10 protein-coding genes are annotated in these 15,095 nt (G+C 36.9%); 8 read left to right on the forward strand and 2 right to left on the reverse strand.

What is annotated here, in order from left to right:
• Positions 1-295: 295 nt before the first annotated feature.
• The 7 genes from Q0505_RS04430 (at position 296) to Q0505_RS04460 (ending at position 10,388) form a co-directional block, all read left to right on the forward strand.
• A complete protein-coding gene (locus Q0505_RS04430; protein WP_299209384.1) occupies positions 296-835 on the forward strand; it encodes a DsrE family protein in 540 nt (179 codons plus the stop codon).
• Positions 836-971: 136 nt separating this feature from the next.
• Positions 972-2,246, forward strand: a complete 1,275-nt coding sequence (locus Q0505_RS04435; RefSeq protein WP_299209387.1) for an amidohydrolase — start codon at positions 972-974, stop codon at positions 2,244-2,246.
• A gap of 275 nt (positions 2,247-2,521) precedes the next feature.
• Positions 2,522-3,073 (forward strand): DUF4287 domain-containing protein, encoded by a 552-nt coding sequence (locus Q0505_RS04440; protein WP_299209389.1) that lies wholly within the window; start codon positions 2,522-2,524, stop codon positions 3,071-3,073.
• Positions 3,074-3,173: 100 nt separating this feature from the next.
• Positions 3,174-4,448, forward strand: coding sequence for an amidohydrolase (locus tag Q0505_RS04445; RefSeq protein WP_299209391.1), 1,275 nt, complete (start codon positions 3,174-3,176; stop codon positions 4,446-4,448).
• Between the two features lie 643 nt (positions 4,449-5,091).
• Positions 5,092-7,485, forward strand: a complete 2,394-nt coding sequence (locus tag Q0505_RS04450) for a DUF2339 domain-containing protein (protein WP_299209393.1) — start codon at positions 5,092-5,094, stop codon at positions 7,483-7,485.
• The gene (locus Q0505_RS04455; protein WP_299209396.1) at positions 7,469-8,701 is read left to right on the forward strand and encodes a DUF3999 family protein; all 1,233 of its coding nucleotides are present in this window, start codon (positions 7,469-7,471) and stop codon (positions 8,699-8,701) included. Before Q0505_RS04450 ends, Q0505_RS04455 begins: the two co-directional genes overlap by 17 nt.
• 91 nt (positions 8,702-8,792) lie before the next feature.
• On the forward strand, positions 8,793-10,388 hold the full coding sequence (locus Q0505_RS04460; protein WP_299209399.1) for an FMN-binding glutamate synthase family protein: 1,596 nt from the start codon (positions 8,793-8,795) through the stop codon (positions 10,386-10,388).
• On the opposite strand, the gene Q0505_RS04465 is transcribed toward Q0505_RS04460, so the two are convergent.
• Positions 10,378-12,237: an NACHT domain-containing protein gene (locus Q0505_RS04465; protein WP_299209402.1), complete on the reverse strand. Its 1,860-nt coding sequence runs from the start codon at positions 12,235-12,237 to the stop codon at positions 10,378-10,380. The genes Q0505_RS04460 and Q0505_RS04465 overlap by 11 nt on opposite strands.
• 285 nt (positions 12,238-12,522) lie before the next feature.
• Complete coding sequence (locus Q0505_RS04470) at positions 12,523-14,328, reverse strand: hypothetical protein (protein ID WP_299209405.1); 1,806 nt, start codon at positions 14,326-14,328, stop codon at positions 12,523-12,525.
• A 190-nt stretch (positions 14,329-14,518) separates the two neighbouring features.
• Between Q0505_RS04470 and Q0505_RS04475 the strand changes: the two genes are divergently transcribed.
• Complete coding sequence (locus Q0505_RS04475; protein WP_299209408.1) at positions 14,519-15,037, forward strand: hypothetical protein; 519 nt, start codon at positions 14,519-14,521, stop codon at positions 15,035-15,037.
• Positions 15,038-15,095: the final 58 nt, after the last annotated feature.

Consider the following 15,095-nt stretch of genomic DNA (forward strand, 5'->3'; position numbering starts at 1 on the left):
GATCACACAAGAAGCTCCATGCTACGTTTGCATACTGTTATGTGATTTCTCGTCACTCAAACCTCGCTCTGTCGAAAGGACGCAACTCTTCAAACAAAACATCCAGCATTCAGCAACTTCCAAATTCCAAAAAAACAAATCTCAAAAAAACTTCCCACACCCAGTCTCTTTTCTTTCATCTTTTTTCTCTTCTCTCAAAAATGCTTCCCACACCAGACAAAACATCCAGCATCCTACAAATTTCAATTTCGATTTCAACAAATTATAAAGTATCTTCACAGAGAAGAAAAAACGTATGAAACCACTAGTATTTATTTTTTGTTTATTCGCTTTCGCGAAAGCGTACCCACAACAACCTGTAGCCCAATCTGGAAATGTAATTCCTGAGTTTGGAAAAACCTATAAAACCCCCAATCCTGATTTTAAAACAGATACCGATTTGGTGTTTAAAGCCGTTTTTGATGTCTCCAAAGCACCCGAAGATCCCAGTGTGCGAAATCCGTATATCGAAACCATTGCACGTTTTCTGAATATGCACGAAAGCGCTGGCGTTCCTGTAAAAAATCTGCACGTACGTATGGCAATGCACGGACAGGCATCCTATGGATTACTGACCAATGAAGCGTATAAAGAAAAATTTGGCGTTGATAACCCGAACATTAAATTACTCGAAGCGATTGATAAAGCAGGTGTCGATATTATTTTATGTGGTCAAACGGCGGGCGCTCGAAATATTACCGAAGATCGTCGTTTACCACTGACCCAAACCGCACTTTCGGCGATGACGATTTTGATTCAGTCGCAAGGGGAAGGGTTTCGACTGATTGCTTTTTAGTACTTTTAAAATACATGATAATACTCGATACTATTCTCGATAACATTTAATGAGACTCCCGCCAGAGTTTATTCAGAGTGTCACACTGAGCTTGTCGAAGTGCGATAATTGAAGAGCGGGAATGAAAATTAGAATTATGAAAAAACACATATTCCCACTACTCCTACTAATGGTAGGAACTACATTTGCACAAACCAGTTTTGACGCAGACATTGAAGCTGTCAAAGATAAAGTCATTGAATGGCGTCGTGATTTTCACGAAAATCCTGAATTGGGAAATCGCGAATTCAAAACCGCAGAGAAAATTGCTAATCATCTTCGTTCTTTAGGCATCGAAGTCCAAACAGGGGTTGCCAAAACAGGGGTTGTCGGCATTCTAAAAGGAAACAAACCTGGAAAAGTCATCGCCCTTCGTGCCGATATTGATGCGCTTCCGGTGACGGAACGTAATGACTTATCTTTCAAATCAGAAGTAAAAACCACATTTCTAGGTGCAGAAACAGGTGTGATGCACGCTTGTGGGCATGATACACATACGGCTATTTTAATGGGCGTTGCAGAAGTTCTTGCCAAGAACAAAGATAAAATCAACGGAACGGTAAAATTCATTTTCCAACCCTCTGAAGAAGGTCCACCACCGGGAGAAGAAGGTGGTGCTAAGTTGATGGTGAAAGAAGGGGTACTGGAAAACCCTAAAGTAGATGCCATCTTCGGATTGCATATTAATAGTGGTACACCCGTCAATACGATCCGTTACAAACCTGGCGGAACGATGGCAGCCACAGAGCGTTTTGTGGTGAATGTTAAAGGAAAACAAACCCATGGGAGTCAGCCGTGGTCTGGGGTGGATCCGATTTATATTTCGGCGAAAATCATTGATGGGTTTCAGAGTATTATTTCGAGAGAAAGTAAATTAACCGACGAAGCTGCGGTAATTACCATTGGAAAAATCACATCTGGGCTACGTTTTAACATCATTCCTGAAAGCGCAGAGCTGATTGGTACCGTGCGCACATTAGATCCTGATATGCGAACTAAAATCATCAGACGTATGAACGAAATGGCACGAGACATCGCCAAAGCGTACGGAGGCGAAGCCACCATCGAATGGCAAAATATGACAGTGGTAACTTTCAATGATCTTGATCTGACTGCACAAATGCTTCCAACCCTTCAAAAGGTAGGCGGTACTGAAAATATTCAATTACAGAAAGCCGTAACAGGCGGAGAAGATTTCTCCTTTTTTCAAGAAAAAGTGCCTGGTTTCTATTTCTTCTTAGGGGGAATGACACCAGGAAATACAGAAGTATTTCCGCATCACACCCCCGATTTCTTTATCGACGAATCTGGCTTCCAATTAGGTGTCAAAGCGTTAAGTCAGATGAGTATTGATTATTTGAATGGGAAATAAATAGCTTCTTAATGGAGCGGGTGGTTGTTTTCTATTTTTTATAATTTGCGTAGCATAAAAAATAGAAAACTTTCCGTGCCACTCTTGTCGCCAAATGTCAATAGACTACTTGAATGGGAAGTAAGTTGTTCCTTTTGGAGCGGGTGGTTGTTTTATAAATTGCGTAATTTATAAAACTTTCCGTACCACTTCTGCTACCAGATGCGTATTGATTATTAGAATGAAAATACTATTTTAAAATATTTATGTACCTTGAAATAGAAAACGAACTCCCTATGGACAAGATCGACAAAGCCCTACAAAGCATGATTGATAATATGCCTGAAAAGACAGGTAAATCATTAGCGCAATGGAAAGCGCTTCTCAAAACAACTTCGTTCAGTAAACACTCTGAAGCTGTCAACTTTCTAAAGAAAGAACATCGAGTCACGCATGGCTTTGCAAATACCATTGTCGCTTTATCAAAAGAAGAAGACAACTCCCCTGCTGATCTTGTGGAAGCTCAATACAAAGGAAAAGAAAACCTACTTCCTATCTACAAACAATTACTTACGGTCGTTAAAGGTTTTGGAAATGATGTAATTATTACTCCTAAAAAAACCACGGTGAGTATCATTAGAAAAAAGCAATTTGCTTTAATCAAACCAGCAACCAAAACTCGTATTGATTTGGGCTTAAAATTAAAAGACACTCCAACCACAGAGCGTCTTGAAAATTCAGGACCTTTTGGTACGATGTGTACGCATCGTGTCAAGGTATCTCATAGTGATGAGATAGATGATCAACTTATCGGGTGGTTAAAAGAAGCCTATCAAATGGCTGATTAACTGACTATATCAACAAAACAGTTCCTTACTTCCATAAATTCCCTCAATTAATTCGTATTTTTCAGTCAAATCAATTTGTTATTTACTTCAAACCATACCTATGAAATATACAAAAGCACTCCTTTTAAGTGGGATGATTCTTGTGTCCGCTTTCGCGAAAGCGCAATCATTAGAAAAAGAAATTAAGGCAGTAGAATCTAAAGTCATTGAGTGGCGTAGGGATTTTCACCAAAATCCAGAACTAGGAAATCGCGAATTCAAAACCGCCGAAAAAATCGCAGCGCACTTAAAATCCTTAGGGATTGAGGTGCAAACAGGTGTTGCCAAAACAGGCGTCGTAGGAATCTTAAAAGGAAAACGTGACGGAAAAGTAGTCGCTTTGCGTGCCGATATTGACGCATTACCTGTCGAAGAACGTGTGGACTTACCCTTTAAATCAACCGCTAAAGGAACGTATCGCGGGAATGAAGTGCCTGTGATGCATGCCTGCGGTCACGACACACATATTGCTATTTTAATGGGCGTTGCCGAAGTACTCGCAAAAAACAACGACTTTGCAGGAACGGTCAAGTTTATCTTCCAACCTGCCGAAGAGGGAGCACCTCCGGGAGAAGAAGGTGGCGCCGAACTCATGGTGAAAGAAGGGGTGCTGAAAAACCCTGATGTCGACGCTATTTTTGGATTACACATCGGTGCAGGACAAGACATTGGTACAATTGCGTATAAAGCTGGCGGAATTATGGCGGCTTCTCAAAGTTTTGAAATCAACGTCAAAGGAAAACAAAGTCACGGTTCGACCCCGTGGACGAGTATCGATCCCATTATGGCATCTGTCAAAATCATAGACGGACTCCAAACAATTATTTCACGAGAATCCCCACTGACGCAAGAAGCAGCGGTACTTTCGATAGGAAAAATCAATGCGGGTGTGCGTAGTAATATCATTCCTGAAAGCGCACAAATTATAGGAACGCTCCGTACGCTAGATTATGATATGCAAGCCATGATCAACAAACGTATGCAAGAAATGGTCCCTGCGATTGCAGCGGCATATCGCGCCGAGGCGACCGTTGATATTTCAAAAGGCTATCCTATTACCTATAACCATTTGGATCTCACAGCACAAATGCTTCCGTCGATGGAAAAAGCCGCTGGAAAAGAGAATGTAAAACTCATCAAAGCCATTACGGGCGCTGAGGATTTCTCATTCTTTCAGAAAGAAGTGCCTGGAGTATATTTCTTCTTAGGTGGTAAAACACCCGGAGATACCAACGCAGCACCGCACCATACTCCTGATTTCTACATTGACGAAAGCGGATTGTTATTAGGTGTGAAGACGTTTGTGCAAATGACGACGGATTATCTTGGAAGTTAAAAGTGGTGAAAGGGTGGTTGTTTAATAAATTGCGTAATTTTTCTTTACGTAATTTATTAAACTTTCCGTTTCTATTTAGTTTGTGCAAATGACGACGGATTATCTTGGAAGTTAGTATCTGGTGAAAGGGTGGTTGTTATTGCTTTTTTGTAAAATGCGGAGCATAAAAAAGGAATAACTTTCCGTTTATATCCTTGTGAATGCAAATGACGACGGATTATCTAGGTAACTAAATGTGGTGAAAGGTTTTTAAAGAAGAAAAAACAGTTCTCGACTGCGCTCGAACGGACAATGATTATCAATTCATAGTGTTGGAAAATAAAATAATTAAAGTTTTCCATTTCTATTTCTTTGTATAAATGATGACGTGATTTCGATACACTCGACTTGCTGCGAAGTTGGCAATCAACTATAATTTAAATACATCACAAAATCACACGTTATTATTTTGTGGTGTATTTTTAACGGGAAATCTTTCGATGTATACATCATATTGTTCTTAAATAAACAACTACAATAATTTGAGTTATATTTAATCTTTGTATAGTAATCGATTAGTAAACTAAATGAATGAACTCATCTAAAAACGTGTCCCTTTTTGAAAACACAATTCAATCTATGAGCACTTCATTACACCTACACCATGACAGAAAATCAGCATAAGATCAATCAGCTTTTTAGTGCCGTAGAAAGGTTATTAAAGAAACAAGAGTCTATCGCTAACGATATTACCTTGTTACGCAATGAAATACAAAAAGTACAAGATGCTGAACCAAAAGTCGATGCTGTAAAAGAAAACTCTTCAAAAGAAGAGGCGACAACACCGCCAATTTTTGAAACTGTAAAAGAAGCAGAAGTAGTTTCCCCTACTCCTGTAGCGAAAGACTCATTTGAAGAACAAAAAATAGAACATACCCCAAAACCAACTGCCACACCTCCTACTAGAAAAAAACCAAAAACCAAGAATGAACTCGAAAAGTTTATAGGTGAAAACTTAATCAACAAAATAGGAATTGCCATTACCGTGATTGGTGTTGCCTTAGGTACAAAATACTCTATCGAGAACGAATTAGTGAGTCCGCTCACAAGAATTATTTTAGGATACCTTGCTGGAATAGGTCTCTTAGGATTTGGCATCAAACTCAAGAAAAAATACGAAAACTATAGTGCGGTACTCGTAAGTGGTGCGATTGCTATTCTATATTTCATCACATTTTCGGCATATAACTTTTATGAACTCATTCCGCAGACCATGGCGTTTGCGCTTATGGTGGTGTTTACCATCTTTAGTGTCATCGCTGCCATCAACTATGACAAGCAAATTATTGCGCATATAGGTTTAGTCGGCGCGTATGCAATTCCGTTTTTATTGAGTGATGGCTCTGGGAAGGTAGTGGTATTGTTGAGTTATATGGCGATTATCAATGTGGGAATTTTAATTATTTCTTTCAAAAAATATTGGAAACCACTCTACTATTCATCTTTTGGATTAACGTGGATCATTTTCTTAGTTTGGTATGTTGCCGAATTCCAAACCGACTTACATTTTAGTCTAGCATTTACGTTTCTTACGATCTTCTTTGTCATTTTTTATCTCACCTTTTTAGCCTACAAACTCATTAAAAATGAAAAGTTTGGGATTGAAAATATTGTGTTACTTCTTATCAATTCTTTTATATTCTACGGATTAGGATATGCAATTTTAAGTGAACACGAAACAGGCAAAGACCTCGTAGGACTTTTTACACTTTGCAATGCCATTGTGCATTTTGTGGTAAGTGTTATCATTTACCGTAAAAAATTAGCCGATAAAAACCTATTCTACTTGGTAGCTGGTTTGGTACTCGTATTTATCACGATAACCATTCCTGTACAACTAGATGGTAATTGGGTGACCTTATTATGGGCAGCAGAAGCCGTACTCCTCTTTTGGATTGGAAGAACAAAAAAGATTACGGTCTATGAAAAGCTATCCTATATAGTGATGATTATCGCATTTTTTAGCTTGTTACAGGATTGGACAGATGCCTATAACTTGTATTATTATGGTTATGACCAAGTGCAATTGACTACAGTATTCAACATTCATTTTCTAACATCTTTATTAGTGATCACTGCCTTTGGTGCGATACAGTTTATCAACAATACTAAAAAGTACATCTCTGCATTTGGCGAACAAAGTGGGCTTACTAAAATCATCTCATTCTTAATTCCTGCGGCACTTATCTTTATTAGTTATTTTGCAATTCGTTTAGAAATCTCAGCCTACTGGGATCAGCTGTATAATAATTCTAGTATTTCTAAAAATGCAGATGTTTCTACCTATATAAATAGCGATTATAACTATAGCCTACAAAATTTTAAAGCAGTCTGGTTGGTCAATTATTCCTTGTTATTTTTCTCACTACTGGCTTTTATGAATCTTAAAAAGATTAAAAATAACTACTTGACCTACGTCAGCCTTGTGTTACTAACACTGATGATTTTTGGCTTTTTAGTCCGTGGACTCTATGAATTAAGTGAACTCCGCGAAACGTATTTAGATCAATCATTATCAGAATATTATAATAGAGGTTTCTTTTACATCGGCATACGCTATATTTCATTTGTATTTGCAGCACTCGCTATTTTCTTGTGTTATCAACTTACACGACAAGAGTTTATAAATAAAAAACTTCATATCCTATTTGAAATACTGCTTCATATTACCATACTTTGGACACTAAGTAGCGAACTCATTCATTGGATGGATATGGGCGCATCAGAGCAATCCTATAAATTAGGACTTAGCATTCTTTGGGGGGTGTATGCACTTTTACTCATCGGGTTAGGCATTTGGAAAAAGAAACAATACCTACGTATAGGTGCCATTGTATTATTTGGGATTACACTCATCAAACTGTTTGTGTATGATATCTCACACCTCAACACCATTTCAAAAACCATCGTCTTTGTTTCCTTAGGCGTTTTATTACTTATCATTTCATTTTTATATAACAAATATAAAAGCAGTATCGCTAATGAAACTACAGACTAACTTAAGTATAGGAATAGGATTACTAGCTTCTTTCTATTCTTATGGGCAGATGCAAGACTATACCTATGCACGTGAGTTAAAAGGAATCAGCGACTCGTGGCACAAAGTCGTTATACCGGAAACGATGTTTGGTACGCTTTCGCGAAAGCTAACCGACATTAGACTCTACGGCATTACAAAAGAGAATGATACCATTGAAGCGCCTTATATTCTTCAAAAAACCAAAGATCAGGTAACTACTAAAGAAATTACATTCAATACCTTAAATACTTCTCGTAATAACGAAGGCTATTTTTACACCTTTGAAATTCCGTCAACGGCTCCTATCAATCAAATAGATTTGGATTTTGGACAACAAAACTTTGATTGGAAAGTCAGACTAGAAGGAAGCCAAGACCAACAAGAATGGTTTACCATCACAGATGATTACCGAATCGTCTCTATAAAAAATACTTCAACTAATTTTCAATTCAGTACACTCACTTTTCCTGATGCAAAATACCGCTATTTCAAACTGCGCATCAACGCCGAATCGGAGCCTGAACTAAAAAAAGTGAGTATCTCACAGCAACATATCATAGAAGGTAACTTCAACGACTACAAGATAAAATCAATTCAAACAGAAGAAAACAAGCAAGCCCGGCAAACCGAAATCAGCATCGACTTACAATACGCCGTTCCTGTGAGTCACCTAAAAATGAATCCAAAAGCTTCCTATGATTACTATAGGCCTGTCACTATCAAATACCTTACAGATAGTATAAAAACAGAAAAAGGATGGATTTATAACTACCGTACCCTCACGTCTGGCGTACTGAATTCTTTAGGTAAAAACGAATTCAAAGCAAGGAGTAGAGTCATCAAAAAACTCAAAATAGTCATCCATAATCAAGACAATCAACCGCTGGAATATGATGATATTCAAATCAAAGGATATGCGCACGAACTCATTGCACGTTTTACAGAACCTGCGACCTATTTTTTAACCTACGGAAATGCAGAAGCACGGCTTCCTACCTATGATATTCAGAAATTCAAAGAAAATATTCCCACAACACTGACCACCTTAGAACTAGGTGACGAAACGATGATCCAAAAAACCAAAGCAAAGACTACATCCCCATTATTTGAAAATAAAATCTGGCTTTGGGCAATCATGGGACTGCTGATCATCATCCTTGGAGGGTTTTCGTTAAAAATGATCAAACAGAAATAATGGTAGCGTCAAAAATACCTTTAAAAGGAATCTCACCTATTTTTGACCATTCGGCTAAGACCATTGTACTTAAAAAAAATAACACATATCTATGGATACTATTTTAAACGTTCTAGGAAATATCCCTTGGTGGGGTTGGATCCTCATTGTCATCGCTATTATTGCCTTGCGAGATATTTTACAACGTAGACACACCATCAGTCATAACTACCCTATCGTCGGACACTTACGCTATCTGTTAGAAAGTATTGGTCCAGAAATGCGTCAGTATTTTGTGGCAAATAACCGAGAAGAGTTGCCTTTCAATCGTATTGAACGTGGATGGATTTACGCTTCCGCGAAAAAAGAAAACAACTACGAAGGCTTCGGAACCGATCGAGATATCTATGCCCATCAGCATATATTTATCAATAATGCGATGATGCCTTATAAAATCGAGGATAACCATCCCAACGCAAAAGACAAAACCTTTTTACCTTGCGCTAAAGTCATTGGCGTCTATCACAACCGTAAAAAACCATTCCGTCCCGCATCTGTTATTAATATCAGCGCCATGAGTTTTGGTTCGTTGAGTGCCAAAGCTGTCGAATCCCTCAACAAAGGAGTGAAAATTGCAGGCGCCTATCACAATACAGGAGAAGGTGGTCTTTCTCCGTACCACAGTCATGGAGGTGATGTTGTTTTTCATTTTGGAACAGGCTACTTTGGCGTACGTGCCGAAGATGGTGGTTTCTCTATGGAAAAAATGATTAAACTTGTAGAAGACAATCCTTTTATCCGCGCTATTGAGGTAAAGCTATCACAAGGTGCAAAGCCAGGAAAAGGAGGCGTATTACCAGGTGCAAAAATCACACCCGAAATTGCAAAAATACGTGGCGTCGAAGTAGGTAAAGACGTCCTTTCACCACCGAATCATAAAGCCTTTTCTAACGTTCCAGAAATGGTTGATTTTATAGAAGAAATCGCAGCAGCTACAGGATTACCTGTCGGCATCAAAGCGGCTATCGGGAAACTAGGACAATGGGAAGAACTCGCTGATATTATGGTAAAAACAGGAAAAGGCCCTGATTTTATTACCGTAGATGGTGGTGAAGGTGGTACAGGCGCAGCGCCTCCGAGTTTTGCAGATCATGTCTCCTTGCCTTGGGTATATGGATTTAGCGATCTCTATCGCCTATTTAAAGAAAAAGGACTCTCAGAACATTTGGTCTTTATAGGAAGCGGAAAATTAGGATTTCCCGCCAAAGCTGCGATGGCATTCGCGATGGGTGTTGATTGTATAAATGTGGCTCGTGAAGCAATGATGAGTATTGGTTGTATCCAAGCGAAAGTCTGCCACACCAACCGTTGTCCTTCTGGAATAGCGACACAAAGCAAATGGCTTCAAAACGGAATTGATGTACCACTTAAATCAGATCGACTGGCACAATACTTTAGAACTTTTAGAAAAGAGTTTATCGAGATTACTCACGCGGCTGGCTATGAACATCCATGCGAGTTTCAAATGAGTGATATCGAAATCAACTTAGGCGATCATCATATTTCTACGGAGTTAGATAATACTTTTGCTTACAAAAAAACACCCGTTCCCTTCAATGGAATGCAAGAACTCTATGATTGCCAGTATTTAGGAGGTCAAAACAAAATGGAGATGGAAAAAGCAAATATTAGATATACTAAATATTAATATCAAAATTATTTTTATATAGTTTTTTTGGTATGAAAAGATTTTCGCAAAGTAAAATATATTCTTCTTCCTCTTCTGTTAAGGAGTATTTGTATATTTCATCAGATACTATCAACTTATATAAATTATCATTCCTGTATGCCCATTCTATTGTAAAAAACTTTTTGAAAATTTCAAAAGAGTCAAATACTTGATGATTATTTTTAAATTTTCTTATTAAATTCGAAAAATTTTGTTCAAATTCAATTAATTTTTGATTGTCAAAAACTTTATCATTATTGTTTATCAAGGAATTGTACAACACAATAAAACTTAATGGAATAAAGATAGATTTTTTAAAAATTGGTTTTTCAAACTCTAACCTATCTAAAAATTCAACAATAAACTTTATACTAAAATAGTTCTTACTTAAGTATTCAAAAACTAACTTATTAAATGCTATTGAATTATCAGCTGATAAACAAATTGCAATAGCAAACTCATTTGAAATACTAACACCATCATTTCCAATATATTTGTAAGGCAATTCATGCATTTTTATCATGAAATCAGCAGCTAAATATTCCTGCATAGATTTATGAGAAAATTGATACTTATCAAAACCTGTGTTAATTACAATTCCATTTTGAGCTTGTATTTCTTTAATTACTTTTTTGAGTTGATTTTTAGGTAAATCATGATTGTCATGAATTCTACTATAAGAATTAAAAAAATCATCTTCACTGTAGGCTCTTGATTTAACATTTACACATAAATCATAAGCAAATTGACTTAAAAAGTCATACTTGTCATCATTGTCAAATTTTGAATATTTAGACCCTTTGTCTAAAACACCTTTTCTATTAAGTATACCTCTTTGCAAATCCCATTCTTCATTTAAGAGTTGTATTAACTTCTTATAAATGAGTTTAGGTCTATCATACAATTTACCTGTAGATTCATAAATAGCACATAAATGTGCTAATGTTAATGGGCGTAATGATAAATCATAAAACTTTGAGTTATTTAGAGAATCCATAAAAGACAGAGATAAATTTTCATCATTAAACCATTTCTTAACGAACTCAGCAACTTGATTGTCTTTTAAGTCACATAGTTCATATTTCTTAGCATAATCAAAATTATAATCTAATGATGCTGATCTAGAAGTAAGAATAACTAATGAATTATCTAGACTTCTCATCAAATCTTCAATTTCCCTGTAAAAAAAAGATAAACGCTTTGGTTCTACTTCATCTAAACCATCTAAAATTATTACTGCATTGATCTCATTTAAAAATGCATTAATAATTTTTTCTCTAATTGTTATATTCGAAACAATAGATGTCTCGTTAGTTTTATTGTCTTTTACATGAAATAATATCCCTAAGTTGCCTGTTATTCTTGAATAAATTGTTTCATCCTCTAAAAGGTCTTTTAAATTTATTAAGATAGGTATACTGTAAATACTACTTGTATCTCCTTCAATTAGTTTTTTACAGAGATTTCTGACTGTTGTTGTCTTTCCAGCACCAGGACCTCCTAATAAAATAATATGTGAATTTACATCGTTAGATCTATTTTGTATTAAATCTTCTATTGTAGAATTACCATTGTATATTGTACTGTCATAACCCTCGATTCGAATGTTTATTCCAATATATATATCTTTTAAAAGTTTATTTCCTTTTCTATATGATGCAAAATTTATTGTATTTAAAATATAATTGATATGCCTGTTAATTGATTCTTCTGTATATTTTTTTGTTATCACTAATTCATAATCACTTTGCTTTGAAATTCTTTTTATTGCTTTAAAAGCTTCTGTTAACAATTGCCCTACTGCAAAATCAATTAAAAATTTATTCATAAAATACACTAATATATTGTTTTCCACTAAATTAATAAAAATACTATAGATACAAAAGTTGCTTTTTGTCTAGTTAGAAAACACAAGTGTTTATAAAATTTGAAGGTAAACAAGATTTATATTACTGCCAGTATTTAGGAGGTCAAAACAAAATGGAGATGGAAAAAGCGCATGGATAATAGATAGTTTCTATGTTTGCTCCTACCAGCAGGCAGGCAGGCTCGCGAAAGCAAAAAAACCCACTCAAAACGAGCGGGTTTTCTATTAATAATAAGGTGAAAAATATTAATCTCTAAGTACGTGTAATGACCCACTTACAGGTTGCACTGCCGCTGAGTTATCTGTATACGTACCTGTAAAGGTAATATCGATATAATCACCTACGGCACCAAAAGCATTGAGTTGAAAAGTAATATTGATAGGTGCATTATAATCTACATCTGATTGCGATAATAGTTCAAACATTTCCATTTCAAAAGAACCTGGAGGTGCTTGAATACCATTACCCCATACATACGTTCCTACCGTATTATCTGAACTACTCATATAGAAAAAGTCGTTTCCATTACTAGCATTAATACTGAACGCATCTCCGTTATCAAATGTATTTATTGGAGAGGTTAAGAAATGCTGTACACCTTCTATCTCCCACTCTATATATTCTGTCACTGCATTACAAGAAGTAATGGTTCCTAAGTCTGTCGTTGGAGGTGTAAATGTATAATTAATAACGCCACTAGACTGTTGATTTATAATATCGATTGCCTCAAGTGTAAAGACATTACTCGCTGGACAGCTAATCAAATTGATATCAAAAGTTCCTGCTGTTACTGGCTCATAAAATGTATTTCCTGCATACTCTAAGACAACATACCCATCTGTAATGGCAACATTAGAACAATCATCAAAGTTACCTACTACTTGCTGTGACGTTGATGAACCAGGGATTACTGAAATAGGTCCGTAAGTGACTGCTGCTGCAAAGGGTCCAATCACATCTGAAAAAACAGCGTTTCCACATAAATCAACAACCTCTATGGTCATGGTCAATCCAGAGGGTACTTTTCCACATACCTGTCCGTTCTGATCTGTAATTCCAGACCTTGGATACGGAGTGTTAGGACTCGTAATGTGTACCGTCGTATTTGCTAAAGGATTTCCGTTGTCATCTAATACCGTTGTACAAAAATCGACGACTGGAAATGGTGCATCACAATTCCAAAAAGAGAAGTGAGAAACCTGTCCTACATATTCGTTACCTTGTAAAGTCGCCTCTCCGTCTTCTATCCAATAGCCTAAGGTATCATCAAAACTCCATAACGGAATCGTCGCTGGTGCAATACCCTGTAAAGCTGGATCTAGTGGAAAACGTAATTCGGCGGGACTGTTAGGATCTATATTGAGTTCATTTCCGCTGGCATCGCGCAACTCTACAGAGATCATCCCAAACGTTTCAAGATATACCTCATCTCCCGCAACATCTTCTGCATACAACATCCCTGGCATGACAGCATCTAAGTCTTGGGATGCTGGATCGAGAAAGTCCAAAATAACATCTACAGTTCCTGCATAAGGATTTCCATTTCCATCAATATAATCTCCTGGTAAAGCAACGCTCGCTCCATTTCCTAATTGCACGGTTTCTGGTACACCACTAGTTACGGTGGCAGTCACATCTGCGCTCAATAACATCAATTTAATACGATTTGTACTGTCTGTAGGTCGTAAGGCTCTACCACTTGTGACATACCCAGATGCTGTAACTCGTAGGTACGCAAACTGCTCATTTACCGAAGCATCTTGCACAGAAAAAATTCCGTTACTGTCTGTAAATACCGTTTGTGCTCCTACGGCGACAAGCGCTCCGGAGATTCCATTATTGTTTTCATCGACGACTTGACCAAAAAAACTTCTTGTGGCGGCTGCTCCAAAAAACTGATCTAGATTCCCTGTATCATTCGGATCATCTACAATAACCGTATCATCAGGAATATCTGGATTGTCTTGTGTAAAATCATCATCTCGCTCACAAGAAGTAAGCGTTAGCATACATGCTATAAGTACGGTGGTTAAAATTCTAAGTGTTTTCATGAGTATATGTTTTGTTGTTACACCCCTATATCCAAAAGGATATAATTTTGTTACCCCTTAAATTCATTTTTTTTAAAACACGCTAATAAATTAAAGCAGACACGATAGTGTACATACAACATTCCTATAGCTTACACGTTGTAAAACTGTTCAAAAACAAGTACATTAGTCATCCCAAATTTGTAGATCTATGGAAATAAATTTAGTCAACCTCGCCTTTAACCTATTACCAGCACTTATCGTAGCGGGTATTTCCTATTTTTTCTTTAGCCAATACACCAAGAGTGAAGAAGGTAGAAGACGTTTCTTATTACATAAAGCCAATCAAGCCGCTGCCCTACCACAAAAATTACAAGCCTATGAACGATTAACACTGTTCTTAGAGCGTATATCACCTGGCAACCTGCTGATACGTGTAAAACCATATAGTGATGACAAAAACGAATATGAATCACTACTGTTACGGAGCATAGAACAAGAGTTTGAGCATAACTTAGCTCAACAAATTTATGTGACAGAAGAATGTTGGAATGTCGTTAGGACGGCAAAAAATGCCACGATTTCTATCATTCGTAAAACCAATATGAGTGGTAAAATAGATAATAGTGACAAACTTCGTAAGACCATTTTACAAGATCTGATGGATCAGCAAGCCCCTAGCGAAACAGGAATTACGTATATAAAGAGAGAAGTTGCGGAGATTATTTGAGATCGTCTAGAAATAGAGGTGAGAGAATATAGATCGCTTTGCTTTTGGTTGTTTACTA

The organism is uncultured Dokdonia sp., from assembly GCF_937910895.1.
In the GTDB taxonomy this organism is placed as follows: domain Bacteria; phylum Bacteroidota; class Bacteroidia; order Flavobacteriales; family Flavobacteriaceae; genus Dokdonia.